At 45.4% G+C, this 25,416-nt stretch carries 24 protein-coding genes; 2 read left to right on the forward strand and 22 right to left on the reverse strand.

Annotation, left to right across the window (positions count from 1 at the left end; genetic code table 11):
* Positions 1-18: 18 nt before the first annotated feature.
* The gene (locus STRCR_RS08440; RefSeq protein WP_004228930.1) at positions 19-3,018 is read right to left on the reverse strand and encodes a type I restriction endonuclease subunit R; all 3,000 of its coding nucleotides are present in this window, start codon (positions 3,016-3,018) and stop codon (positions 19-21) included.
* A 337-nt stretch (positions 3,019-3,355) separates the two neighbouring features.
* Here STRCR_RS08440 and birA point away from each other — a divergent pair, with 337 nt between their 5' ends.
* Positions 3,356-4,297, forward strand: coding sequence for a bifunctional biotin--[acetyl-CoA-carboxylase] ligase/biotin operon repressor BirA (gene birA, locus STRCR_RS08445; RefSeq protein ID WP_004225979.1), 942 nt, complete (start codon positions 3,356-3,358; stop codon positions 4,295-4,297).
* Here birA and STRCR_RS08450 read toward each other — a convergent pair.
* From STRCR_RS08450 to udk, 14 genes are all read right to left on the reverse strand, one after another.
* Positions 4,272-4,493: a DUF3272 family protein gene (locus STRCR_RS08450; protein WP_268739569.1), complete on the reverse strand. Its 222-nt coding sequence runs from the start codon at positions 4,491-4,493 to the stop codon at positions 4,272-4,274. The two genes, birA and STRCR_RS08450, sit on opposite strands and share 26 nt — an antisense overlap.
* A 133-nt stretch (positions 4,494-4,626) precedes the next feature.
* Positions 4,627-6,318, reverse strand: coding sequence for a DNA polymerase III subunit gamma/tau (gene dnaX / locus STRCR_RS08455; protein WP_004227976.1), 1,692 nt, complete (start codon positions 6,316-6,318; stop codon positions 4,627-4,629).
* On the reverse strand, positions 6,318-6,815 hold the full coding sequence (locus tag STRCR_RS08460; protein WP_004229512.1) for a GAF domain-containing protein: 498 nt from the start codon (positions 6,813-6,815) through the stop codon (positions 6,318-6,320). The genes dnaX and STRCR_RS08460 overlap by 1 nt, the downstream gene beginning before the upstream one ends.
* A 186-nt stretch (positions 6,816-7,001) precedes the next feature.
* A complete protein-coding gene (locus STRCR_RS08465) occupies positions 7,002-7,676 on the reverse strand; it encodes an MIP/aquaporin family protein (protein WP_004229413.1) in 675 nt (224 codons plus the stop codon).
* A gap of 347 nt (positions 7,677-8,023) precedes the next feature.
* Positions 8,024-8,152: a methyltransferase domain-containing protein gene (locus STRCR_RS12570; RefSeq protein WP_420805018.1), complete on the reverse strand. Its 129-nt coding sequence runs from the start codon at positions 8,150-8,152 to the stop codon at positions 8,024-8,026.
* A 32-nt stretch (positions 8,153-8,184) separates the two neighbouring features.
* Positions 8,185-8,988 carry an alpha/beta fold hydrolase gene (locus STRCR_RS08470; RefSeq protein WP_004226978.1) on the reverse strand — a complete coding sequence of 268 codons (804 nt, stop codon included), beginning with the start codon at positions 8,986-8,988 and terminating at the stop codon, positions 8,185-8,187.
* Positions 8,989-9,580: 592 nt separating this feature from the next.
* Positions 9,581-10,366, reverse strand: a complete 786-nt coding sequence (locus tag STRCR_RS08475; RefSeq protein ID WP_004225794.1) for an L-threonylcarbamoyladenylate synthase — start codon at positions 10,364-10,366, stop codon at positions 9,581-9,583.
* A 106-nt stretch (positions 10,367-10,472) separates the two neighbouring features.
* A complete protein-coding gene (gene leuD / locus STRCR_RS08480; RefSeq protein WP_004229909.1) occupies positions 10,473-11,066 on the reverse strand; it encodes a 3-isopropylmalate dehydratase small subunit in 594 nt (197 codons plus the stop codon).
* Between the two features lie 15 nt (positions 11,067-11,081).
* Positions 11,082-12,470: a 3-isopropylmalate dehydratase large subunit gene (leuC, locus tag STRCR_RS08485; RefSeq protein WP_004229905.1), complete on the reverse strand. Its 1,389-nt coding sequence runs from the start codon at positions 12,468-12,470 to the stop codon at positions 11,082-11,084.
* Complete coding sequence (locus tag STRCR_RS08490) at positions 12,448-12,738, reverse strand: DUF1294 domain-containing protein (RefSeq protein ID WP_004228928.1); 291 nt, start codon at positions 12,736-12,738, stop codon at positions 12,448-12,450. The genes leuC and STRCR_RS08490 overlap by 23 nt, the downstream gene beginning before the upstream one ends.
* Position 12,739: 1 nt before the next feature.
* Positions 12,740-13,777: a 3-isopropylmalate dehydrogenase gene (gene leuB, locus STRCR_RS08495; RefSeq protein WP_004226348.1), complete on the reverse strand. Its 1,038-nt coding sequence runs from the start codon at positions 13,775-13,777 to the stop codon at positions 12,740-12,742.
* Positions 13,778-13,827: 50 nt separating this feature from the next.
* Complete coding sequence (locus tag STRCR_RS08500; protein WP_004225302.1) at positions 13,828-15,381, reverse strand: 2-isopropylmalate synthase; 1,554 nt, start codon at positions 15,379-15,381, stop codon at positions 13,828-13,830.
* Positions 15,382-16,134: 753 nt separating this feature from the next.
* On the reverse strand, positions 16,135-16,899 hold the full coding sequence (locus STRCR_RS12345) for a hypothetical protein (protein ID WP_004227788.1): 765 nt from the start codon (positions 16,897-16,899) through the stop codon (positions 16,135-16,137).
* A gap of 22 nt (positions 16,900-16,921) precedes the next feature.
* Positions 16,922-17,548: a uridine kinase gene (gene udk / locus STRCR_RS08515; RefSeq protein ID WP_004227307.1), complete on the reverse strand. Its 627-nt coding sequence runs from the start codon at positions 17,546-17,548 to the stop codon at positions 16,922-16,924.
* A gap of 137 nt (positions 17,549-17,685) precedes the next feature.
* On the opposite strand from udk, the gene STRCR_RS08520 reads away from it, so the two are divergent.
* Positions 17,686-18,768: a DEAD/DEAH box helicase gene (locus STRCR_RS08520; RefSeq protein ID WP_004227014.1), complete on the forward strand. Its 1,083-nt coding sequence runs from the start codon at positions 17,686-17,688 to the stop codon at positions 18,766-18,768.
* 69 nt (positions 18,769-18,837) lie between these two features.
* Here the strand turns inward: STRCR_RS08520 and STRCR_RS08525 are convergent, their stop codons facing one another.
* The 7 genes from STRCR_RS08525 to STRCR_RS08555 all read right to left on the reverse strand — a co-directional run bounded on the left by STRCR_RS08525 (position 18,838) and on the right by STRCR_RS08555 (position 25,398).
* A complete protein-coding gene (locus STRCR_RS08525; protein WP_004225626.1) occupies positions 18,838-19,179 on the reverse strand; it encodes a YlbF/YmcA family competence regulator in 342 nt (113 codons plus the stop codon).
* Between the two features lie 12 nt (positions 19,180-19,191).
* Entirely contained in the window at positions 19,192-20,325 is a 1,134-nt protein-coding gene (locus tag STRCR_RS08530; RefSeq protein ID WP_420805019.1) for a prephenate dehydrogenase, read from the reverse strand.
* Positions 20,326-20,423: 98 nt separating this feature from the next.
* A complete protein-coding gene (aroC, locus tag STRCR_RS08535; protein ID WP_004227744.1) occupies positions 20,424-21,590 on the reverse strand; it encodes a chorismate synthase in 1,167 nt (388 codons plus the stop codon).
* Positions 21,591-22,658: a 3-dehydroquinate synthase gene (aroB, locus tag STRCR_RS08540; RefSeq protein ID WP_003048890.1), complete on the reverse strand. Its 1,068-nt coding sequence runs from the start codon at positions 22,656-22,658 to the stop codon at positions 21,591-21,593. It abuts the gene before it with no gap.
* A gap of 38 nt (positions 22,659-22,696) precedes the next feature.
* Positions 22,697-23,563 (reverse strand): shikimate dehydrogenase, encoded by an 867-nt coding sequence (locus STRCR_RS08545; RefSeq protein WP_004226081.1) that lies wholly within the window; start codon positions 23,561-23,563, stop codon positions 22,697-22,699.
* The gene (gene aroD, locus STRCR_RS08550; protein ID WP_004229706.1) at positions 23,553-24,230 is read right to left on the reverse strand and encodes a type I 3-dehydroquinate dehydratase; all 678 of its coding nucleotides are present in this window, start codon (positions 24,228-24,230) and stop codon (positions 23,553-23,555) included. Before aroD ends, STRCR_RS08545 begins: the two co-directional genes overlap by 11 nt.
* 7 nt (positions 24,231-24,237) lie before the next feature.
* Positions 24,238-25,398, reverse strand: coding sequence for a class I SAM-dependent rRNA methyltransferase (locus STRCR_RS08555; RefSeq protein WP_004228355.1), 1,161 nt, complete (start codon positions 25,396-25,398; stop codon positions 24,238-24,240).
* Between the last annotated feature and the right edge of the window lie 18 nt (positions 25,399-25,416).

Below are 25,416 nucleotides of genomic sequence, written 5' to 3' on the forward strand. Positions count from 1 at the left end.
TATTGAGTTTGTTGACAACTACCGTCTCAGTCGTAGGGGTTCGATGATGTTTTCGACTAGGTCGATGTAGGCTTTTTTGATGCCTTTTTTGTAGAGGAGGGGATTGAGGGGTTCTGCGACTTGGTTTTTGTAGTCTGGATAGCGCTGGCTGGCCTTGAGCTGGCTTTCACCTTCTTGCTTTTTACGGCCCTTTTGGTAGTGGGTGACTAGGTAGCTGAGCTCATCTTCGCCAATATACCACTTCTTAGCTAGATCTGCGACATGGCCGTAGATAACCTCTGCGACCATGTCGTCTAAGACTGCTGTCAGGGAATGACCGCGGTAGCTTTCAGGATCCATCTGAATCTGGTTCCAGAGGGTGGACATGACGCTGGCTAGGCTGCTGTTGGTTTTAGCAAGATTGGCGATATAGTCATCGATAGCGGCTAAGTCCTTGTCTGAGAGGTCGGCGGCTTCTTGGCCCTCCTGCGGAATCAGGGCTTGGATAAGCGAGAGGATATACTCGTAGTTGATCTCATCGACATGAACGGACTCGATCTCGTAGAGATAATTTATGGGCTCCTCGTCGTCTGCACCTTCTTCTTCTCGTCGGCGCTTGAGCTCGGCGAGGACATTTTGGTAGACGCCCATGTAGGACTCGAGTTGATCGGTGCTGAGACCGTACTCGGCATAGAGGGTCTCCTCGTCGTACTCTTGGTAGACTTGGATAGAGGCGAATGTCTTGTCAAATTCCTGAAAGGCCTTAGCAAAGACCTTGAGCTCTTGGGTTGTAGCACCTTCTGGTGTGATTCCCAGACTGGGCTCATCGCTGACATGGCTGCGAAAGGCTGCTAGCTTAACCTCAAAGTTGTCCTTCTCCTCCTGCCAGTCTGGGGCTAGGACGCTGGTCTGACCGCCATTTGAGTAGAGCTGGAGGGCATTATCGACGGCTGCTTTAAAGCTATTTGGTGCTTGAAAGGTGATGATCTGGCCGTGGAGTTTGTTCCTGTCAAAGATCCGATTGGTACGGCTAAAGGCCTGAATGAGATCCTGAGGCTGCATAGGCTTGCGGTCGATAAAGAGGGTGGACAGACAGGGCGCATCAAAGCCGGTCAGAAGACGATTGACCACGATGACCAGATCCAGCTGCTCGGCTCGAAAGAGGTACTTGTCCTTCTTGCGAGCTAGGCGGTTGTTGACGTCGGTGTTGTAACTGCGCAAGTCAGCTGTTGTAAAGTGGGTGCCAAACTCAGCATTGTAATCAGCTAGTGCTGCTTGCATCTTCTCTTGATTTGAGTGGGAATCTTCTTCATTTTCGGTGACTGAGTAGGTGATGGCGACCTTGGGAAAATCAGGGAGCACACGCTTAATGGACTCATTGATCTTGATAGAAGCCTGGCCCTTCTTGATGCGCTTGAGGAGGTCGTAGTATTTCTGCGCCATAGCGATGGATTTGACGGTCAGGATGGCATTGTAGGTCTTGCCGACCCCATTTTTGAAACCGAGGGGACCCTTGGAGTGATTGATAATGGTATCAAGTACCTGCAGCATGTGCTCTTCATGCTCATAGGCCTCATCTGCGATAGTCTTCTCATCAGGTCCGTCATCAAGCACGAGGGTACTTTTGTAATCAACTTTGAAGCCCAGAACGGCACCGTCATGGATGGCCTCTTTGACCGTATACTCGTGGAGCTTGCGCCCGTAGAGTTCTTCGGTGGTTTGCGCCAGATTACCCAGCTGCTGACGCTTATTCTCACCAAAGATAGGTGTCCCTGTAAAGCCGTACCAGAGGGCATTGACAAAGAATTGCGAGATAGCCTGATGAGCCTGCGGAGTCACCGCACGGTGACACTCATCGACCACGAAAGCGACTTTTAGCTGCTTGATTTTCTGAGCGTCCTTGCTGTAGCGACCTTCGCCAATCTTGCGCATGAGGGTGGAGAGCTTTTGAATAGTGGTTACGACCACACGCTTGTCATTAGCCATCAGGCGCTTGACCAGATCGTGGGTGCTGTCGGTCTCGTCGATATCGATGACATCATTGGTGGCATAGGACATGAAGCTAGAGGTCGTCTGCTGATCTAGGTCGCGGCGATCCACGACAAAGATGGTCTTTTTGATGGCGGGAATCTGTAGGAGGTTGCGAGCTACCTTGTAGGAGGTCAGGGTCTTACCAGAACCTGTGGTATGCCAGACATAACCCGATTCCTGCTTCTTGCTGGCCTCCTGAACTGCTTCAATGGCATGAATCTGATAAGGACGCAGCAAGATTAAAGCCTTCTTATCATCATCAATAACCGAATACTGCATGACCATCTGGTGGGCACGGGGAATCGAGAGCACCTGCTGGGCGAAGGCAAAGAGATCTTCGACGGGCTGGTTCTTTTTGTCCACCCACTTGGTGAGAAATTTTCTGTTGAGCTTGTCGGCCTTAGCAGCTGCAATATAGCGTGTGTTGGTCTTATTGGAGATGACAAACATCTGGATGCTGGAGTAGAGCCCGCGAAACTTACCTTCACGGTCGTATTTCTGGATTTGGTTGAAGGCCTCATCTGTCGAATGACTGGCACTCTTGAGCTCGATATGGATGAGGGGCAGGCCATTGATCAGCAAGCTGACATCTGTCCTGCGGTCACGCTCAAGCTCTTTTGAGCGATTGCGAATAACCTGATGGACCACCTCATAAGAGGATTTACCGCCTGCGACATTGTCACGCCAGATAACCGAGAGGCGGGCATTGTCCAAAGAAGCGTCCTCACGCTGGAGGTCGACCTTGGCAATGCCGTTTTCACCAACCAGCCATTTAGCCGCCTCGTAGTAGCTGGTGAAGTCCAGCTGTCCCTTGATCTGCTCTTTTTCCTGATCGGTCAGGGGGTGTCCGTTGAGAGCCGCGGTATTATTTTGCTCCAACTTGGCAAAGAAATTACCCCAGAGGTCTTCTTCTGTGCGCAGATCATCGCGCAGGCTCCACTGACTTTCGCCTGTAATCAATCGTTCAATAAGCTGATTTTCCAATTCAACTTCTCTAGTCGTTTGCATATTGATGACTTTCTAAATTAAAATTGATAGTTTTATTATAGCAGAAAGTCGCAGGTTTTTACGCCCGATTTGGCAGAAAGAGTTTCTAACAAGTTTGTCAACTCCACTCTCTATAAGGGGCCTAGGATTTTTATACCTAAGTTCCAGAGATTACAGTTATTTTGGGTGGTGTGAGGGAGAAATCTCATCACTGCCTGTCCTTTCTGCTGGTATAGAAATTCAAAAAGTACAGTCCTTGTCCCATAGTTTCCGACGGAAATTGCCATAAGCTTTTAGGTTCTGCGACTGTCTATCTGACTTTTATGCTACAATAAAGACAGAAGAATGAGGAAAATTTATGAAAACCTATAAAAAAATCTATAAAATTTTACAGAAAGCCAACGGTTTTGTCAGCGGACAGGATTTGGCTGAACAGCTAGAGGTTTCACGGACAGCTATTTGGAAATCTATGAAAACTCTTGAAAGCAAGGGGTTAGTTATCGAGTCCATCAAAAATCGGGGCTACCGCCTGGCTCTGGGAGATCTGCTTCTGCCAGAAGAAATTAGCCAAGACACTGGTCTTAAAGTCTATTTCAATGAGACGTCTGCCTCCACTCAGCTAGATGCCAAGGAGGGTATCGAACTAGGCCATGCTAGCCCTGCTCTCTACCTAGCTCCTAATCAAAAGACTGCTCGGGGGCGCTTCGCCCGTCCCTTCTTCTCACCTGAATCGGGCGGCATCTATATGTCTCTTCATTTACAGCCCAATCTGCCCCATGATCAGACTCCAGCCTATACCCTCATGGTCGCTTCCAGCATTATCAAGGCTATCTCTCGTTTAACAGGAATTGACTGCCAGATCAAGTGGGTCAATGATATCTATCTAGGACATAAGAAATTAGCTGGCATTCTGACTGAAGCCATTTCATCTATTGAGACGGGGCTGATTACCGATGTCATCATTGGGGTTGGGCTCAATTTTCTCGTACCAGAGTTTCCTAGGGATCTGCGCGACAAGGCTACCAGTCTCTTTACCAGTCAGACTCCGATCACACGCAATCAGCTGATTTCGGAAATCTGGAATATTTTCCTAAAGACGCCTGAACGTGATTTGATAAAGGTTTACAAAGAAAAATCACTCGTTCTGGATAAACGAGTGACTTTCGTGGAAAATAAATTATCTTATGCAGGCTTAGCGACCGACATCACTGACAGCGGTCAGCTAGTTGTGCAGCTCGATGATGGTCAGGAAAAATGCCTCAACTCCGGTGAGATTAGTCTCTCTTCTTGGGAGTCTTAGGTCCCTGTCCATGTGGCAGAGATTTGAGCAAGGCCTTGAGCAGACGGTCTGCCAGATAAGCTTTTTGCAAATTTCGCAAAATCAGGAAGGCCCAAAAAACTGCTAACCAAAAATGTCCTGTAAGCAAGGCCTCGCTGAAGAAGTAGCTTTCTAAAGCACACCAGAGAGCCATGCTGATAAACTGTAATCTATTCATATAAGCTAATTATAGCAGAAAATCCACCGCAATGGTGGATTTTTTGTCTGCTCAAGAAGAATTATCACTATTCAGTGGTAAGTGAATTGTTCTAGCGGATCAGCTGCACAATACCAGAACAGAAGGTTCTCTTCTAGTCTTCTTCTACTTTTAGTTTGTCAGAGAGAAATTCAAAACCATCTGGAATCAGATTGTTCGGCTCATCTTCTGTTGCTGTTTGATCGGCTGAAGTGTCGGCTCCCCTTTGATCGCGCATCTTTTGAGCGAATTCCGTTCGGATTTTCTCAAAGTCGGCCTTAGGCACTGCCATGATTTGCGGTGAGAATCCGGCCGCTTGACTCATGATATTGCCAAACATGGTATTGAGGTCGGTGCGTTTCATAGCCTGCTCAGCGTTGAAGGCTGCCTGAAAGGCCAGAATGGCATTTTCACTGTTGGCTAGGACTGGTTCAGAACCCAGAAGCAAGGCCCTATCCTGAGGACCGATAGAATCCAAGATTTCATTCCAAGAGCTTTTGAGTGCATCCAGATACTGGCGGGACTTTTCGCTGTCAGCCACTGTTTCTTCCATAATGGTCAAAATCTTAGCCTTATCAACCTTGAATTTAAAGTTGGTGGAAGCCTTAGGTTTAGTAACTGGAGCTGGGTTGGCAAAGTTGCCTGTTTCCACCTGGGCCTTGAGCTGAGCCACTTCACGTTTGAGGACTTGGATTTCTTTTTCCAGATTCTTTGAGGCATCGGGCTGGGCTGGTTCTGTTACCTGCTGAGATTCAGCTAGTTGAATGGTCATCATCTCAGCATAGATTTTTGGCTGAGTACCGTTTTTGAGCTCAGGCATAGCCTGAGTAATCCTATCAATCATGGCAAAGAGCCGCCCTTGCTCCAGATTCAAATTATCCTGAAAGGCCTGACTAGTCCGACTGGCCTGACCGCCAGCCTGTACCATGAGAATATCCCGTAGATAATCCAAGAGATCAGTCGCAAAACGACTCATACTCTTACCGCTATCAAAGATCGTATTAAGATCGGTCAAGGCCGCTAGGCTATCTTTCTGGATGAGATGGGCCAAATAATCATCCAAAGCAGCCTGACCGACCGAGCCAGTAATCTCCTCAGCAATAGCTGCTGTAACTTGATTGTCAGCTGACAGGCTCAGAGCTTGATCTAAGATGGACAGGGCATCCCGCATCCCGCCTTCGGCCTGACGGGCAATCAGGTTGAGAGCCTCATCCTCATAAGCGATACTTTCCTTGTCCAAAATTTCAGCCATGTGCTGGCGAATAGCCGCTTGCTTGATAGCCTTGAATTCAAAACGCTGGACCCGCGAGAGAATGGTGGCCGGAATCTTATGCAATTCAGTCGTTGCTAGGATAAAAACGACATTCTCCGTCGGTTCTTCCAAGGTCTTAAGCAAGGCATTGAAGGCCCCCGTTGAAAGCATGTGAACTTCGTCAATGATATAGACCTTATAGGTGGCTCGACTGGGTGCATAGGTTGATTTGTCGCGGATTTCGCGGATTTCGTCTACCCCATTGTTAGAAGCAGCGTCAATTTCGATCACGTCCTCTAGGCTGCCTTCGGTAATATCATGGCAGATATCACACTGATTGCAGGGCTCACCGTCCACCTGATGAGGACAGTTCATAGCCTTGGCAAAGATTTTAGCCACACTGGTCTTCCCAGTCCCCCGCGGTCCCGAGAAGAGATAAGCATGACTGATTTTACCAGAAGCCACAGCCTGCCTGAGGGTAGTGGCTACCACTTCTTGACCGACTAATTCCTCAAACGTTTGACTTCGGTATTTTCGATAAAGAGCTTGATACATTAGTTCTTAACTCCAAACATAGCAAAATTCCAGTCTGTTTTCTCAAGCAGAATGGCTACAAATCTTTCTAGATAAACGCGATCAGTCTCATCGTAATCACCAGTCAGACTCGAATCCAAATCTAGGACCCCCAGCAGCTGGTCATCTCGATAAATGGGGACGACAATTTCAGACATGGCTGCTGAATCACAGGAAATATAATTGGCGTGCTGGGTCACATCGTCAACAATCAAAGTCTGATTTTTCTGGGCGGACTCGCCGCAGACACCCTTGCCAAGGGCAATATGAACACAGGAAACCTTGCCTTGGAAAGGACCGAGAATAAGCTCTTGTCCATCAAACAGGTAAAAACCGACAAATACCGAATTTGGCAGAGCTTCTTTAATCAAGGCCGAAGCATTGGCCAGATTGGCAAGGGCATTAGTCTCCCCTTCTAAAAGAGCTTCCAATTGCGCTAGAAGCAGGTCATACATTGATTTTTTTTGCGTCATTGTCATAAGGCTATTATAGCAAAAATTAGCTATCTAGGCGAGTTGATACGTTAAGGATGAATTAATTTCAATATTTACTTTTTGTCTTTTTCCTGACTGCGAGCGGACTCTCAAAAGCTGGGAAAATTAAGAAAAAAGACCGGACCATAAAGTTCATAGGTCTAGTCTCTTTGAAAGTGTTATTAAAATGACTTAGTCTTCAGTTCCCAGCAATTTATCACCAACGATAGCAGCCAAGACACCACCTACGATTGGAGCTACGATGAAGATCCAAACTTGCCCGAGGGCAGAACCTCCGATAAAGAGGGCTGGCGCCAAGCTACGTGCTGGGTTGACAGAAAGTCCTGTGATATTCAGCCCCACAAGAATCATCAAGGCTAGAGTCAAACCGATAACGATACCAGCAATTTGGCCGTTTCCTTTGGTTTCAGATGTTACAGTTACGATGACCAAGATAAAGATAAAGCTGGCAACAGCTTCGAAAAGGAAGCCGCCCAGAGCAGTTACACCGTCAGCCAAGGCATTTTGACCAAGACCAACTTTATCAACTGACAGCCCTGAGTTACTTACCAAGAAGTTGAGGAATGCTGACGCCAAGAGGGCACCAATAACTTGAGCAACGATATAGTTTGCTAGGCCTTTGGCGCTAAGACGCTTGTTGACAAACATAGCGATAGAAACCGCTGGGTTGAGGTGAGCACCTGACACCGTTCCGATTGAGTAGGCCGCTGCTACAATTGACAAGCCGAAGGCAAGAGCGATACCGACATGGCCGATCCCCTCCATACCATTGCCAAAGGCAACCGTTCCCGTACCAACGAAAACGAGGATAAAGGTTCCAATTAATTCTGCGAAAAATTTCTTCATTTTTCCCTCCCAAAAAAATTATTTGTTTTTAGTACAGAGCATATTATAGCTTGGCACCCTTGAACAATCAAATGATATGACTCGAAACTGCAATGTTTTTGTAATGTATTTAATTTGACTATTTTCAGAAAACATTTTTTCTTTTGCAAGCAAAAAAGACCGCGGAGGTCCTTCTGTTCTATATTTTTCGAAAAAATTAGTTATCCATGGCCCTTCGATAAGAAGCCAGCTATGGATAGCCAAAAGGTTGATAAAGCCTTGAAAGTTTTCAGCACTTTTCAACTGAGCAGGGAAACAATTCAATTTGCCCTGTTCACGAGCTAGTAATAACGGCCTCTTCTCTTTCGTCAGCGGTAAATTTCTCTTAGAACGGTGCTCAAGTCATCCCAGTGGAAATGTATTTGAAAGCTACAAACCAAGTCAAAACTCCCAGCTAGAGAATCGGTCTGCTCAAGGGCTGAGACAGTGAAATGTATCTGCTGTCAGGGTTTTCTCACTATGATTTCTCCTAGCCATTTTCCTTTTGCAAAAAATCAAAGACTCTTTGATTAAAATCTTTAGCTTCACTGTAGGCCGAGTGTCCCAAATTCTCATAAAGGTAGAAAGGACAGCCCAGTTTATCTGCCAGCTCTAGACTGGCTTGACCAGATACCACCAAATCTTTCGCACCGCCAAGAACAAGCGTCGGGCAGGTGATAGCCTGTAGCTCTTCATAGACCTCAAAGGTCAGACAGGCTTCTGCCAAAATCAGAAAGCGCTCAACTTCCTTTGGCTTTAAACATTTGGCTAGCAGTGTGATCAGCCATCTATGCTTTCGCACATAGGTTTCAGAATAATTTTTGGCAAACATGTCCTTGATTAAATTTTCCCAGTCCTGCTTCTGCGCCAAGGCAATCCAACCGCCAATGGTTGACTGAACAAGAGCATTTTGCCGCGACAAGGTCACTCCCAGAACCAAGCGGCTAACTAATTCTGGATGGTTAATGGCTAGACTTTGGGCAATCATACCGCCCTGTGATATTCCTACGACATCCGCATTTTTAAGACCCAACGCTGTCATCACTAGGGCTAAATCATCTGCCATATCTGATACTTGATAGCCCACCGGGATATGATTTCTGCGGTCAAACATATAAACCTTATAATCTTTGGCAAAGAGACGATACATGAAGGACATCTGCCAGGCCTTCCCACGCAGACGTGACAGGCTCAATCCCGAAATCAAAACCAGTGGCTGCTGTCCCAAGCCAAAAGTGAGGTAATCAACCTCTAAATCATCTCTCTTAAATAAGGCGTTTTTAGCTTTATACATTGCAACTCTCCTCGGATTAGCAGTTATCGTAGCAAAAAAAGAGTGAGAAAGACCAAAAATTGAAAATTTTGGTGCATATCCCACCCCTGCACAGCTCAAAGTTCTGGGAGACGACCTTTTGAGGTTGGAAATAAGATGAACGATGGTCATCACAGTCGTTTAGGATTGTCCGCTTTGGCCTTGTGGCAAAAGGAAAAACAGCCAGCAGTGGACAGCGGAGTCTAGGACAAACAGCCATGATGGCTTCGCTCTCACCCACAAAACAATGTAATCTTTGAAGATTACGTATAAAAAGTCCAGACTCGTTAGCATGTTTTAGATCTACCAGATTGACGCAGTGGTTGGGAGTAAGACTTGTTGGCTATGCCAAGAAGTTTTACTCCTGCATAATTCATTAGGGGCTTTAGCACCAATGAACCACTGCTGATTGGCTTTTTTCTGTAACTGGAGCTTCTTAGTTTTTAAGCGGCCACCTAAAACAGTCCACTGGACTGTTTCACTACCATGCAAATGATAGCGGCTAACCACTGCGCTAAGAGTTTATTCTAAAATAAGAAGACTGGACAAGTTTTGCCCAGCCTCTTCTTTTGACTTAATAGTATTCACCTTGGCGGTAATTCCAAGAATTGAAGGTATCTGATAGGTTCATCATAATCTTGTCAATATCCAAACCTTTGCGAATAACGACTGGGCAGTTATCAATGGAGCGGCTGTTCTTACCTTGTTCAGGGATGAGCTTACCGTCCTTGTCAACCATAGAAACCATTACGCCTTGTTCATAGCGAGTTTCAACATTCTTATCCGGTTGGATAGAAGCAACATAGTCATCTGCTTCGATAACCAAGTCAACGGCTTCTTCGATGCGTTGGCCAATGCCTTCAACCTTACCGCGGTTACCTTTACCAGATGGGTTAGCAGATGAAGCATAGACCATCTTACCTTCTTTTTCCCACATTTCCTTGGCAATCTGTTCACCAGCTACACCAAATTTGATGACAAAGCACGAGGTTCTGCGACTATCGGTCATCAGCTCTTCGCGGCCGTCACCGAAGGCCTGAAGTTTAGCATAGGCTTCTTCTTTCCAAGGGAGGATACAGCCTAGCAGGATATCTTGATCCCAATGTTTTTGGTAGAAGCTGTCGATTTCCGGCGTTAACTGAGCCAGAGCCCGCAATTCATCCATGCTACCGCAGAGCACCACACCTGGTTTGTTGCGGTTGCGATTTTTAGCAGCGAACTTGCGTTCTAAACCAGCCTTGTCGCTAGTCATAATGATGTAGCCAACCTTGGTTGGGCAGACGATACAGCCGCCTTCACCCTTTACAATCTCAAGTCCTTCTTGTGAAAGATTTCCGTCCCATTGAATGTGTTTTGTCATATTTTTCTCCAATTTTTAATCAATTATTTTGCTTATTTTATCATGAAAAGCTAGTATTTTCAAGATGTTTTCAGAATTTTCAAAAACTATTTTCCCCTTACTCGGCCTAATCCTGCCAATAACGCGGACGATGCTTCTCATAGTCGCTGATCAAGTCTTCGTACTGGAGGGTGATACCGATGTCATCTAAACCATTGAGGAGCTTGTGTTTCCAATCACCATCAATCTCAAAATCAAAGTCACCGACTGGTGAGATAATCTTTTGCTGTGGTAAATCAACGGTGACCTGATCTGTCGGTGACAATTGGGCTAACTTTTGACGAACCTCTAGGGGCTGAACAATGGGCAGGATGCCATTATTGAGGTCATTATTGTAGTGAATATCACCGAAAGAGCCAGCGATGATCACCTTGAAACCATAATCAGCCAAGGCCCACGCTGCGTGTTCCCTCGAGGAACCGGCACCAAAATTATCTCCGGTAATCAGGATGGTTGCCTTGCGGTAGGGAGCGGTATTGAAGATAAAATCAGGATTTTCAGTATATTTGTCATCTAAATACCGCCACTCGTACATGAGATACTTGCCAAAACCCTTCTTATCAATCAGCTTAAGAAACTGTTTGGGAAGGATCTGGTCGGTATCGATGTTATCATTCATCAAAGGCACGGTGGTCCCTGTATAAACGGTAAATTTTTCCATTTTAAAGTTCCCCCCTTACTGAGCTTCTGGTAATTGACGAACATCGACAAAGTGGCCGGCAATTGCTGCCGCTGCTGCCATGGCCGGACTGCAGAGATGGGTTCTAGCCCCGACGCCTTGACGGTCTTCAAAGTTACGATTGCTGGTTGACGCACAGTGAACACCGGCAGGAACCTTGTCTGGATTCATACCCAGACACATAGAGCACCCAGGATCCCGCCATTCAAATCCAGCATCGGTAAAGATTTTATCCAAACCTAGCTTTTCCGCAGCTGTCTTGACTGGTCTGGAGCCAGGTACTACAATGGCCGTCAGATTTGGAGCAATGTGCTTACCTTCCACAAATTTAGCTGCCAATTTAAGGTCACTCAGTCTGGCATTAGTACAGGAGCCAAGGAAGACGTAACCAATGTCTAAGTCTTCAACCTTTTGGCCGGGCTTGGTGTCCATGTAATGATAAGCCCGTTCATCGTTCATATCACGAATTTCTGGGAAGGGTTGGTCAAAAGCCACGCCCATAGAAGGATTGGTTCCCCAAGTGACCATGGGAGCCAGCTCAGAAACATCAAGCTCGATGACCTTGTCATAGTGGGCATCTGAGTCTGAGACCAATGTCTTCCAATCGGCAACCGCCTGATCAAACTTTTCTCCCTTAGGAGCCTGTTCCCGCCCTTTGATATAGTCAAAAGTGGTCTGGTCTGGATTCATGATACCTATTTTGGAGCCGAATTCGATAGACATATTGCAGATAGTCATGCGTTCTTCCATGGAAAGGGCTTGGACAGCTTCTCCCGTGTATTCAACCACATAACCGACCCCGACAGATACCCCGTATTGGGCAATAAGGGCTAGGACATAATCCTTGGCATAGACACCCTTGTGCGGCTGTCCGACAAATTTAACCAAGAGCTTCTTGGGTTTGACCTGCCAAATGGTTTGGGTGGCAAAGACATGTTCAACTTCCGTTGTCCCAATACCAAATCCGATAGCCCCAAAAGCACCGTGGGTTGCTGTGTGGCTGTCACCGCAGACAATGAATTTACCGGGCTGAGTCCGGCCCGTTTCAGGACCAACCATGTGGACAATACCCTGACTGGCAGAACCGTGAGCTGCATGGGGAATATCAAATTCCTTAAGATTGCGAGCCAAAGCATCCATCTGAGCCTTGGAAATAACATCACGAATATCGTAGATATTAACGGTTGGCACATTGTGGTCAAAGGTCCCGAAGGTCAAGTCAGGCCTACGCACTTTGCGACCTGCTTCTCTCAAGCCATCGAAGGCCTGAGGACTGGTCACTTCATGGATGTAGTGCTGATCCACATACATCAGCTGAGGTTCGCCTTCCTTACCAGTAATGACATGGCGGTCCCATACCTTATCAAAAATTGATTGTCCACTCATTTTTAAATCTCCATAAACAATAGATTAAGAGTAAGTCGATTAGCAGGCCAAGAAGCCAAGAAAATCTAAAATACCATTTGCGAGTTTTATGATGAAACAGATGACCAGCTAGCACAGATCCCAGGCCTGCTCCTGCCAAACTCAGCAAAATTAAGAACTTTTCAGACATACGCCAAGCTCCCTTGATAGCCCGTCTTTTATCCAGACCATAGGCAGCAAAGGCGAACAGATTCCAAAGAATAAGCCCTAAACTTAAAATTAGCCGCATCTTAAAGGTTAGTAATAATCGCTGCTGTCATCTGAGCCGTTGTTGCCTGACCACCTAGGTCACGGGTTAGGACACCCTGCTTAAGGGTCGTATCGACAGCTTGCTCAATCATAGATGCTCCTGCTTGCTCGTCAAAGGAATCTCGCAGCATCATAGCAACTGAAAGAATCATGCTGATAGGGTTGGCAATCCCTTGACCAGCAATATCCGGGGCCGAGCCATGGATGGGTTCATAAAGACTAGGACCGTCTTGTGAATGGCTGGCTGAGGGCATGACTCCAAGGGTGCCAGGTAAAACTGATGATTCATCAGACAGGATATCCCCGAAAAGATTTTCCGTCACGACGACATCGAAACGGGCTGGGTCAGTAATCATCAGCATGGCAGCACTGTCGACTAACTGGTGCTCCAATGTCACATCAGGAAATTCCTGAGCCACTTGTTCCGCAACCTTGCGCCAGAGTTTGGAAGTAGCTAGGACATTTTGTTTATCAATGCTAGTTACCTTTTTGCCTCGTCCTTGAGCATTGGTAAAGGCTTTGCGGATAATTCGGCGAATTTCTTCAGCTGAATAATCATTGATGTCACGCGCAGCTGTTTCTTTAAGCTCATGCTGACCAAAATAGATTCCGCCGGTCAGTTCCCGTACTACGACAAAATCGACACCAGCAATCCGCTCAGGCTTGAGGGGGGACAGATGTTTGAGCGCCTCGAAAATTTTGACCGGACGAATATTGGCAAAAAGATTGAGTTCCTTGCGCAGAGCTAAGAGGCCCTGCTCAGGTCTAACTGGAGCTGTATCGTATTGGGGGCTGCCGATAGCAGCCAAGAGAATGGCATCAGCTGAACGGGCTGCTGTCAGGGTCGCGTCTGGTAGGGGATGACCGGCTTGGTCAATACCTGCACCGCCAAAAGGCTGGGCATCCAGCTCATAGTCAAAACCAATCTTCTTAGCGACAGCTTCCAGCACTTCCAGACCCGCCGCCATAATCTCGGGGCCAATTCCGTCCCCTGCTAAGGTTACAATTTTTTTGGTCATTACGCTTTCCTTTTTAAATTTTTTATTCAACGACTCATTAGTCGTTCTGCTTAGAAGTCTTTTTCTGATACTCTGCGACCGATTTGACCGTCGTTTTCCTTTTGCACCAAGACATTAGCATTAATATAGGCAATGGCACTGGCCTTCATGACGTCAAAATCGACACCTGTAGCATTGAAAATGGTTCCTGTATCAACATTCTCAACAGATACGGCTACTCGGGCTTGGGCATCAATACCATCGGTAATCGCATCAATACTGTAACTGAGCAGGCGAACCGTTTGATTGAAGAATTTATCAATGGCATTGAAGGCCGCTTCAACAGAGCCCTTGCCATTAGCCACTGTATCTACAGCTTCAGCATCCTTATTGGCCATGGAAATTACTGCTGTAACGGTTTCGTCCTGATTAGAGATCAGTTTCAGATCGGCAAAGTGGAAGCCTTCTGGGTTTTCAATATCAGTACCTTCGACCAAGGCGATGATATCAGCATCTCTGATATCATGTTTCTTGTCAGCCAACTTCTTGAACTTGGCAAAGAGCTCCTTAATTTCATCCTCGGCAAAGTCCAAATTCAATTCCTTGAGCTTTTCGACAAAGGCATGGCGGCCAGACAGTTTGCCCAGCGGCAGAGAATTTTGCTTGACGCCAACCAGTTCGGGAGTAATGATTTCGTAGGTGAGTGGATTTTTGAGAACACCATCTTGGTGAATACCTGATTCGTGCGAGAAGGCATTGCCGCCGACAACAGCCTTATTTTTAGGCACTGGAATACCTGAGAAGCGTGAAACTATAGCTGAAGTATTGGTGGTTTCATTTAGAACAATGTCACTTGTAGCATTGAAATAATCTTCCCGAATCTTGAGGGCGACGGCCACCTCTTCCAAGGCAACATTACCAGCCCGCTCACCGATACCATTAATTGTTCCTTCAATACGGCCGGCACCATTCTTGATAGCCGCCAGCGTATTGGCTGTCGCCATTCCCAGATCATCATGACAATGAGGACTGAAAATGATATCACGATCAGATTTGATATTTTCAATCAGGTACTCAAAGATATGGCCGAATTCACTCGGTGTCGTGAAACCGACCGTATCCGGAATATTGATGTAGGTTGCTCCTGCATCAACAGCTGTCTGAACCACTTCCAGAAGATAGTCAAGCTCGGTCCGAGTGGCATCTTCTGGTGAAAACTCAACGACATCGAAATACTGACGCGCATAGGAAACATGCTCTTTAATGACATCCAGAATTTCTTCCTTTGATTTTTTAAGTTTAAATTCCCGATGGATAGGACTAGTCGCAATAAAGACATGACATTGGGGATACTTAGCATCCTTGAGGGCCTGATAACAAGCATCAATGTCAGACTTAACCGAACGGGCCAGACCTGTGACAGCTGTCTTAGTCATGGCAGCAGCAATCTGTTTGACCGCTTCAAAAGAATCGGGACTGGCGGCTGGGAAACCCGCTTCAATAGCAGAGATGCCCCATTTTTCCAACTGTTTGGCAATGGCAACCTTTTCTTTGACAGAAAAATTAACACCGGGGGTTTGTTCCCCATCGCGAAGACTGGTATCAAGAAATTCTACTTTACGCATAACGACCTCTTTCTTCTGGATAATGATTGATTGCAAGTGAGCAAGTACTGGCCTTAAGGCTGTGTCAAAACCTTAGTTACAAACTTAGCCAGAGAACCGTGCAAGACACTAATTTCCTAGAAAAAGACAAACTTCCTCGTGTATATAGGCACAGCATCAGTTTTTTATTTTCTAAGGAAATGTTTATTCTGTAAAACATGCCTTGACATTTCACTAAAAAAACATCCCGCCAAGCGAGATGTTTTGTAAATCCCGCTTGGTAAGCCAAACAGGACTAATGCTTTTGCATTAGCCCTCACACCTCAACAACAAGACTGTCATAGAACGTGTCACCATTTGACTTTTTCCTTTCGATGTTTTCTTGCTTATTATCCTAACGTATTTGCAAATCAATGTCAAGGCTTTTTTAGAAATTTTCTGAAAAATCGCATAATTTGAGATAGAAAATTCTCTCACTCAGCTATTAGAAAGAAAGTGAGAGTGGGACAAAAATCAGTAAACCGTGATAAAATCACGGTTTTGATTTTGTTGTCCCACCTCCGCACAGTTGATTAGATTGGCCGCTAACAATTGCAGAGAAGGGTTTAGGACCTCCAATCAGCAGTGGTTCATTGATACTAAAGCACCTACTGAACTCTGCAGGGGGGAAGACTTCTTGCCTTAGCCAACGAGTCTTACTCCCAGCCACTGCGTCAAACTGCTATTACTGCAAAAATAGAAGGCTGGAATACTTTTTTTCCAGCCTCTTATTAGTTACTGTTGGGCCTCAACCTTGTGCGTAACCTGCTCCAGTATATTCTTGAGATAACCAATATTAGTGTTTAGCTTCTCATCAAAATCACTAGCATCAGAATTTAAGGGAAAAACAAGCGAGCCAACCAGAATCGAATCCGAAAAACTACCTGTATTTTCCATATAATAAAATGTGAGTTGGGCAGACTTATCCTTCTTACTGTTGGTCAAGCCAACATGCCAGATTTTATCCCTGATAGTCACTGTCGTCTTATAAGTAAATTTCTGCTGGTCCTGCTCGAGAATAGTATCTAAATCGTTATCGGCATAATGCTTTCCACCATCAAATGGAGACTTATCGTAGGCATTCAGGGTATAGAGCAAGGCATAGATCTGAGGATTCTCAGAACTGGCTTCATAAGTGACATCACGTCGGCCATCCTTAGTTCTAGAAGAATCAAGAATCCAAGTATTAGGAATATCATAATACCGCCAATCGATTAGCGCCTTACCTGAACCATCGGTCTTTGAAAATCCATTTGAAGCTGAGGCCAGCTGATGGGACTTTTGCTTAGGGTCGGCAGGCTCATTATCTTGAACAGCCTTTTCTTCTACTTGAGCCAATTTCTTAAAGTCACTCTCGTTAATAACTTCAATTTTTTGATCGTTGCTAGATGATGACGCAGGACTCTCCTTATGTTGAAATTCATTAAATGAAAAAGGAACACAGGCTGTCAAACTGATTACAGCCAAACCAAGAGTCATACTCAGAAAGATTTTCTTCATGATACTTTCTCCACTTACAAACCTATTTATCATCTAAAATAGAAGCGATCTTAGTATTGATGAGATCAATAGCTACGGTATTGGAAACGCCTTCTGGGATAACGATATCAGCATAGCGTTTGGTTGGCTCAATGAACTGATGATACATAGGTTTAACCACGCTGGTGTATTGCTCGATAATACTATCTAGACTGCGGCCCCGCTCCAGCATATCCCTTTTGATCCGTCGAATAATCCGAATATCATCATCGGTATCAACAAAAAGTTTGATATCCATCAAGTCCCTCAGGCGCTCGTCTTCCAACACCAAAATGCCTTCAACAATAAAGACATCTTGAGGCTCCTGCCGATAAGTTTCACTGCTTCTGGTATGCTGGGTATAATCATAGATGGGGATATCAACGGGACGGCCAGCCTGCAGCTCCTTGATATGCTCAATCATGAGATCCGTATCGAAAGCCAGAGGGTGGTCATAATTGGTTGATATTCGCTCCTCAAAGGTCAGATGGGATTGATCCTTATAGTAGGAATCATGTTCAATCATCGCAATCTTTGAATTAGGAAAATGATTGAGAATTTCCCGAGATACACTGGTTTTACCACCACCAGAACCACCTGTTACGCCAATAATAATCGTTTTTTTCTGCATAAGAACCTTACTCATATCTAATCTAAAATCATCCCCTATTATACCCTAAAAGATGATATAATTAAAGTCACTATTAAAGGGGCAAGGGCTCTGAGATCTTGCTTAAGAAGCCCCAAACTAGAATTAAGGAAACAACTATGTCTATGCAATTACCATCACTGTTAGCAGAACGCTTAAAATCGGCCGGCATTCAGGAGCTGACACCAATCCAAGAGCAAGCCTTCGAGCCAATCTTATCTGGCCAGACTGTTTTAGGTATCAGTCCAACCGGGACCGGAAAAACACTGGCCTATCTCTTACCGCTCCTGAGCAAATTGACCAGTAAAAAGGCCCAGCAAATTTTAATCCTAGCTCCCAATACCGAATTAGCTGGTCAAATTTTTGAGGTGACCAAGGATTGGGCAGAACCACTTGGCTATACAGCCCAAGTCCTGCTTTCAGGTTCCAGCCAAAAACGGCAGATTGAACGCTTGAAAAAAGGTCCGCAGATTTTAATCGGAACCCCCGGTCGTGTCTTTGAGCTGATTAAACTCAAAAAAGTCAAGATGATGAATGTCGATACCATCGTCTTGGATGAGTTTGATGAATTATTGGGTGATTCTCAGTACCAGTTTGTCAGCAAGATCTGCCACCATGTTCCGCGGGATCATCAGCTGATTTACATGAGTGCTACAGCTAAGATTGACCGCAGCCAATTAGCTGAGGGGACACTGGAAATTGACCTGAGCGGCCAAAAACTGGACAATATCAGCCACTACTACCTTCAAGTCGACAAGCGCCATAGGCTAGAACTATTACGCAAGCTTTCAAATATTCCTGATTTTCGCGGTCTGGTCTTTTTTAACAGCCTTTCCGACTTGGGAGCTGCTGAGGAACGCTTGCAATACAATGGCGCGTCTGCTGTTTCTCTAGCTAGTGATGTTAATGTCAAATTCCGTAAAGTTATCCTAGAAAAATTTAAAAATCATGAGTTAGCCTTGTTGCTGGCGACTGATCTTGTTGCTAGAGGGATTGATATTGAAAATCTGGAAACGGTCGTCAATTACGAAGTCCCTCGTGATAAGGAAGCCTATACTCACCGAGCTGGTCGAACCGGCCGCATGGGCAAGAATGGAGCTGTTGTCACCTTGATCAGCCATCCTGCAGATTTGAAAAAACTCAAAAAATTCGCTCACGTGCGAGAAATTGTGCTCAAGAATCAAGCGTTTTATGAGAAATAGAGATATGAAAAACCACTCCTAGCAGAGTGGCTTTTCTTGTACTACTGTGAGGCCTTCGACCTTCATTCATCACTTATTTAAATCAGCCAAGGGCTTAAAAACGATCTTCTCGATATCGTTGAGATAGACGGACAGGGCTTGCTGGGCTTCAATGTAAGCCTTAAGGATCGGATTGGCCTCAATTTTTTGCCCCATCTCCTGCATCTTCTTTTGATCATCTTGACTGGGCATTTGACCTGATTGCATGGCGTTATAGATGCCTTCTTGGAAGCTGGTGAATTCAGTGAACAGTTGCTTAGCTTCCTCATCCCCATCAATCTTAGCCTTTTGCTCAGCCAAGGTATGGTATTCTGGCAAGGCGCGGATGCCACGCTCCAATTCATTTGCTAAATCATAAATATTAGTTGTCATTTCTGTCTCCTTTTAGAGGGTTACATTATAGTCTTCATGTTTGCCAAGCAGAGCCATAGCCTTAGCTTGGTCTTTCTGGTTTTTAAAGGTAATTTGGAGAATCCCATTGATATCTTCTCTGTTCTCCTCGTTAATACGAATATTCATGACGGAGATACCCCGCAGGACTTCTAGGACCTTGAGAATACTGTCTTCTTCGTCGGGAATAGTGACATAGAGATCAAAGCCACTGTCAACACCGCCCTTTTTATGAATTTCCATAGCTTTTCTGGTCAGGCGAGCTTGATTAAAGAAATTCCAAATTCCATCAGCATCCCCAGCTGAAATCAGTTGGGCCACATTGTCCAAATGAGTCTTAAAATCAGCAATTCGACCCAAGACAGCTTCCTGATTGCTCAAAAGAATTGAAGTCCACATGCCAGGCTCACTCTCAGCAATCCGTGTCATATCTCGAAAACCACCAGCCGCAAAATGATTGGTTAGTTCGTGGTCCTTAGCGTAATCACCCGCCTGTTCCATGAGGCTGGCAGCTAAGACATGAGGAAAATGGGAAACCTGCCCCGTCACTCGGTCGTGCTCAGCGGCTTCAATTTGAACAAAGCGAGCATGGAGACCTGTCAGGAGATCCTTCATTTCAGGAATAGTCGTTTCTCTAGTTAAATTGGTCGGGGTAAAAATATAGTAGGCATTTTCAAAGAGATTGACATCCGCAGCAATGGCTCCTGACTTATGAGAACCAGCCATAGGATGGGAACCAACAAATTGGACCTTGGACGGATCCAGATATTTTTCCGCCGCTATCACAATCTCAGCCTTGGTTGAACCAGCATCAGTAATAAGGACATTATCTTTTAATGGCATATCCGCCAAGGCCTTGATAAAATCAATAGTCTGTTTGATAGGAACCGCTAGAATAATGACATCTGCTCTGGGAGCAAACTCTGCAAAATTGGCAGTTGCCTGATCAACGAGCCCCCGTTCCAAGGCGATATTGCGAGATTTATCAGAGCGATTGTAACCTATCACCTCATAGTTTGGGTGATCTCGCTTGATGCCCAAGGCCAAGGAGCCACCAATGAGTCCTAGACCTGCAATATAGATCGTTTTTGTTTTCATAAGCGCTCCTAAGCTTCTAGGGGACTGAATCCCAATCGGTAGGCTCAATACCAATCAATGAGCTTACTCTCTGATGCTAAAGTTTGGGAAATAAGAAGCTTACTTTTATCCCAAACTTTTTTATTTATTCAAAAATTCTTGATATAGTCTCGATGGCGATCGACGGCTTCTTTTAATTCTTCAAGATTGTCAGAGGTGAAGGTTTCAAGAATTTCATTAGCTAGGACCGTAGCAACAACGGCTTCCATAACCACACCTGCTGCTGGCAGGGCTGTCGGATCGGATCGCTCAACGGTGGCCTTATATGGCTCATGCGTTTCAATATCAACGGACATGAGCGGTTTATAGAGAGTCGGAATAGGTTTCATAACCCCGCGGATAACCAGAGGCTGTCCATTGGTCATGCCACCTTCAAAGCCACCTAGATTATTAGTTTTACGAGTGTAGCCGTCTTCTGGGTTCCAGAGAATTTCATCCATGACCTGACTGCCAGGCAGATAACCATCTTTAAAACCGAGACCAAATTCAACCCCTTTAAAAGCATTGATAGAGACGACAGCTTGTGCCAACTTAGCGTCCAGCTTTCTGTCCCACTGAACATAAGAGCCCAGACCTGCCGGTACACCGCCGACAACCGTTTCCACAACACCACCGATAGTGTCGCCATCTTTTTTAACTTGGTCAACGTAGTCTTTAATTTCCTGCTCCCGCTCTTGGTTAACAATGGAAACATCTGACTTAGCGGCTAAGTCCTTAATTTGAGCAACGGAAAGACCATCTGGCACATCAATTTCCTTGCCGCCGAAGACAACAACATGGTTGGCAATTTCGATATCAAGCTCGGCAAGAATCCGCTTGGCCACGGCTCCGATAGCTACTCGCATAGTGGTTTCACGAGCAGATGAGCGTTCCAAGGAATTGCGTAAATCTTCAAAGCGGTATTTCATGCCACCGACTAGGTCAGCATGACCAGGCCTGGGATGGGTGATCTTGCGCTTGCTCTTTAGACGTTCCTCAATATCCTCTGCGGACATGATATCCAACCATTTCTGGTGGTCCCGATTAACCACATCCATCGTAATGGGGGCACCAGTTGTCTTACCGTGACGGACACCAGAAGTAAAGACAATGTAGTCGCTTTCAATTTTCATACGGCCACCGCGGCCATAACCGCCCTGACGGCGTTTCAAGTCACCGTTGATGTCCTCAGCTGTCAGCGGAAGGCCAGCAGGAACCCCTTCAATAATGGCAGTCAGACGGGGGCCGTGCGACTCACCAGCTGTTAAATATCTCATCTACTTCACCAAATAATCTTTCATTTCTGTCAGGGGAATTTGAGTGATGCTGGCTTGACCAATTTCAGGAACCAGTACGATTTTAATATCCTTACCGCGAGCCTTTTTATCGTGACTGAGAGCTTGGTAGAGTTTGTCCACATCCCAAGGTTCAAAATCTGTTGGCAAGCCAAATTTAGTACACATATTGGCAATTTCTTGCGAAATTCCCTGAAGCATAAGACCTTTCTTTTCAGCCACCTTAGCAATCTGTACCATACCGATAGCCACAGCTTCACCGTGCATAACCTTGCCATAGCCAGCTGTTTGCTCAATAGCATGGCCGATCGTGTGACCGAAGTTTAGGTACATGCGAACACCGCCTTCAAATTCATCTTCCACAACAATCTTACGTTTGACATTGCAGGAATGGTAAATAATGGATTCAGCGTGTTCTAGAATAGACTCTTTTGAACCAGACATGGTCTGCAATTCCTGCCAGAGTTCTAAGTCATCAATCAAACCGTATTTAACGACCTCACCCATGCCTTCAATTAATTCACGCTTGCCTAAAGTTTTTAAGGTATCAGGATCAATCAAAACCCCATCGGGCTGGGCAAAGGTGCCGACAATATTTTTAGCCCAAGGAGTATTGACACCCGTTTTACCTCCGATAGACGAATCAACTTGAGCTGTCAGGCTGGTAGGAATCTGCAGGAAGTGAATGCCCCGCATATAGGTTGAAGCCACGAAACCTGCCAGATCGCCAACAACACCGCCACCTAAAGCAATAATTCCGTCACTTCGGGTCATACCGGCTTTAATCAGAAATTCATAGGCTTTATTGGCTGTAGTCAAGGTCTTACTGGCTTCACCTTCAAGAAAGTCAAAAACATGGGCCTCAAAACCCGCTGCTTCCAGCCTTAATTTGACCTTTTCAGCATAGAGGCCACCGACATGGTTATCAGTAATAATGGTAATCTTTTGCTTGCCCCAGAGGCCAGCCACCCAGTCTCCTACCTGACTCAGGCATCCCTTTTCAACAACTAAGTCGTAGGGACTGTGACTCAAATCGACACGTAACTTCATACTGCCTCCCTTTAATCTATGCTTATTAGGATCTATTTTTAAACATCGTAGCGCTTTTCTAGTTCCCGCCAAATTTCATCTGTTGGCATGACTTGTTCAGTCCACAGTTCAAAAGCTTTAGCGGCTTGATAGAGCAACATACCTAGACCATTACTGGCCTTGAGGCCCTTGCTTCTGGCGTATTTTAGAAAGGGAGTCTCAAAGGGTTGGTAGATGGTATCAGCCACTCTTAGACCGGCTGGCAAATCAGTGTCGTCAGCAAGGACCATAGATTTACCATCCATGCCAACGCTAGTAGCATTGACCAGAAGGTCACTTTCCAAGATTTTTTCCTGAATCAAGGTTTGGTCTTCAACTGGGAAGACGTCCAACTGGACATCTGTTGCTGCTGCATATTTTTCAGCCTTGGCCTTAGTTTCTTCCAAAAATTGAGTCTGGTTAAAGATGTTGATTCTCTTTGCGCCATTGAGAGCTGCCTGCACAATGATAGAGGTTGCAGCTCCACCGCCGCCAAGGATGGTCATGGTCTTATCTTTGATAGTAAGACCATCGTCTTTTTCTAATGCCTTGAAAAAACCGTAGCCATCGGTATTGTAGCCAACCAAGTGTCCCTGACGGTTGACAACTGTATTGACAGCGCCAATCAGCTGGGCCGCCTGATCTAATTCATCCAAAAAAGGGATTACCACCTGCTTATAGGGCATAGAAATGTTAATCCCAAACATGTCATAACGGCGGACATTTTGGACAGACTCCTGCAAGTCTTCTTCTGGAATGTCCCAAGCTACATAGACACCATTAACGCCCGTAATATCGAAGGCATAGTTATGAATAAAAGGCGAAATAGAATGCTTAATCGGCCGCGCGACGACTGCAGCCATCCGCGTATATCCATCAATCTGCATCAAGAATCTCCCTTACTTTAAACATATCAGCCAAGCCGATTTGGCCTGGTGCACTCGCTTCGTCAACACTAGCAAAGGTCCAAGATGATCCCATCAAATCGCTAGCGAGGCGAGAAACCTGACCGAGCTTGCCCATAGCCATGGTGACATAATCCTGTTCAGGATTGAGCACCTTGAAACCTCTGGTGAAATTCATCAAATCCAAGACATCTTGCTCAGTCTGGGGCATGACAGCAACCTTGACCACTCGAGGGGTCAGGGTCGTCAGCTCAGACAGAATACTCATCAGATTATCTGGTGTTTCTTCGAAATTATGATAGGACAAAATCAGATTTGGAAATTCCAACATTTGTGAGAAGATGTCCTGATGAGAATAATATTCAAAGTCGATATAGTCAGGATGATAAAGGGACGATACTTCCTTAATCAAGCTGACATACTCTTCATCAGGCAAAGAAATCTGGCCGCCCTCTGCTTGAGTTCGCAAGGTAAAGATGATTTCTCGACCGGGAAATTTTTCAAAAATGGCTGGGGCTACCTTGATAATATCATCCTTAGGCAAGAAATCGGCCCGCCATTCGATGATATCGGCGTGGTCGTATTTGGCAGCATCAAGCTGATTGACCTCGTCTAGGGAACGAGGCATTACGGGAACTACTATTTTCATATTTTTACTACTCTACCTTTATTGTGTATACTTTTAAATAATTACTTGTTTGATCAGCTTGATTGACCGCAAAATCAGCGGGCAACTGCTTTAAATTGAGATAATGGTGTTTGTGACCTGCAAAACCTTTTTCCAACTGCTTTTTGAATTGTCCAACCGACAGGTTGGAAGCATTGGTAGAAGCGATAAGAATTCCGCCGGGTTTGATAATTTCTAAAGCTTGGGAAATCAACTTGTGATAGTCCTTTGCCACCGAAAAAGTCTGTTTTTTATGGCGAGAAAAACTGGGGGGATCGATGACGATGAGATCATAAGTCAAGCCCTTACGTTTGGCATAACGATAATAGTCAAAGATATCCATGACAACCAACTTGTGCTGATCCATAGCTAGACCATTGGCTAGGAAATGCGCCTGCGACAGTTCGCGAGACCGCTTGGCCAAGTCAACCGAGGTTGTTTCTACTGCGCCTCCCATGGCAGCAGCTACCGAAAAAGCAGCTGTGTAGGAAAAGGTATTGAGAACCGTCTTCCCCAAGGCCAAACCGTTGGTGAGACTGGCTCTGACTTCACGTTGGTCCAGAAAAATCCCTGTCATTAAACCATCGTTGAGAAAAACGCTGTAGCTAACGCCATTTTCTAAAATAGTCAAACGATCAGGAGCCTCCTGACCGTAAAGGTGGGCAGACTGGTAATCCAACCCCTGAAAGCGAATCTTTTCGTAAGCACCAACAAGCTCTGGATAGACTTCTTGAAAGGCCGCCACAACACTATCTTTTAAGCTATAAAGGTAAGCGTTATACCAAGAGAAGAGGGCATAATCCCCATAGCGATCAATGCTGATTCCACCAAAGTTATCGCCGTCCTGATTGAAGAGGCGGTAAGCTGTAGTCAGGTCATCATTTTCATAAATCTGCCGTTTTGCTCGGGCTTTTTCAAAAAGGTCGACAAAGAAAGTCTTATCTAATTGGACGCTCTTTCGCGAGACCAACCAGCCAATTCCCTTATTTTGTTTGGAAAGGTAGGCCGTTCCCAGAAATTTTTGCTTGGCATTATAAAGACCAAGGACTTGGTCGGTCATAGAAAAATCATTAAAATCCTGTTCTTGAAGGAGCTGAATTCCACGATTAATTTTCTTTTCAACCAAGGCATCCACAATAAGCTTATTCATACTAAGTATTGTATCAAA

The sequence above is a fragment of the Streptococcus criceti HS-6 genome (assembly GCF_000187975.2).
Lineage (GTDB): Bacteria > Bacillota > Bacilli > Lactobacillales > Streptococcaceae > Streptococcus > Streptococcus criceti.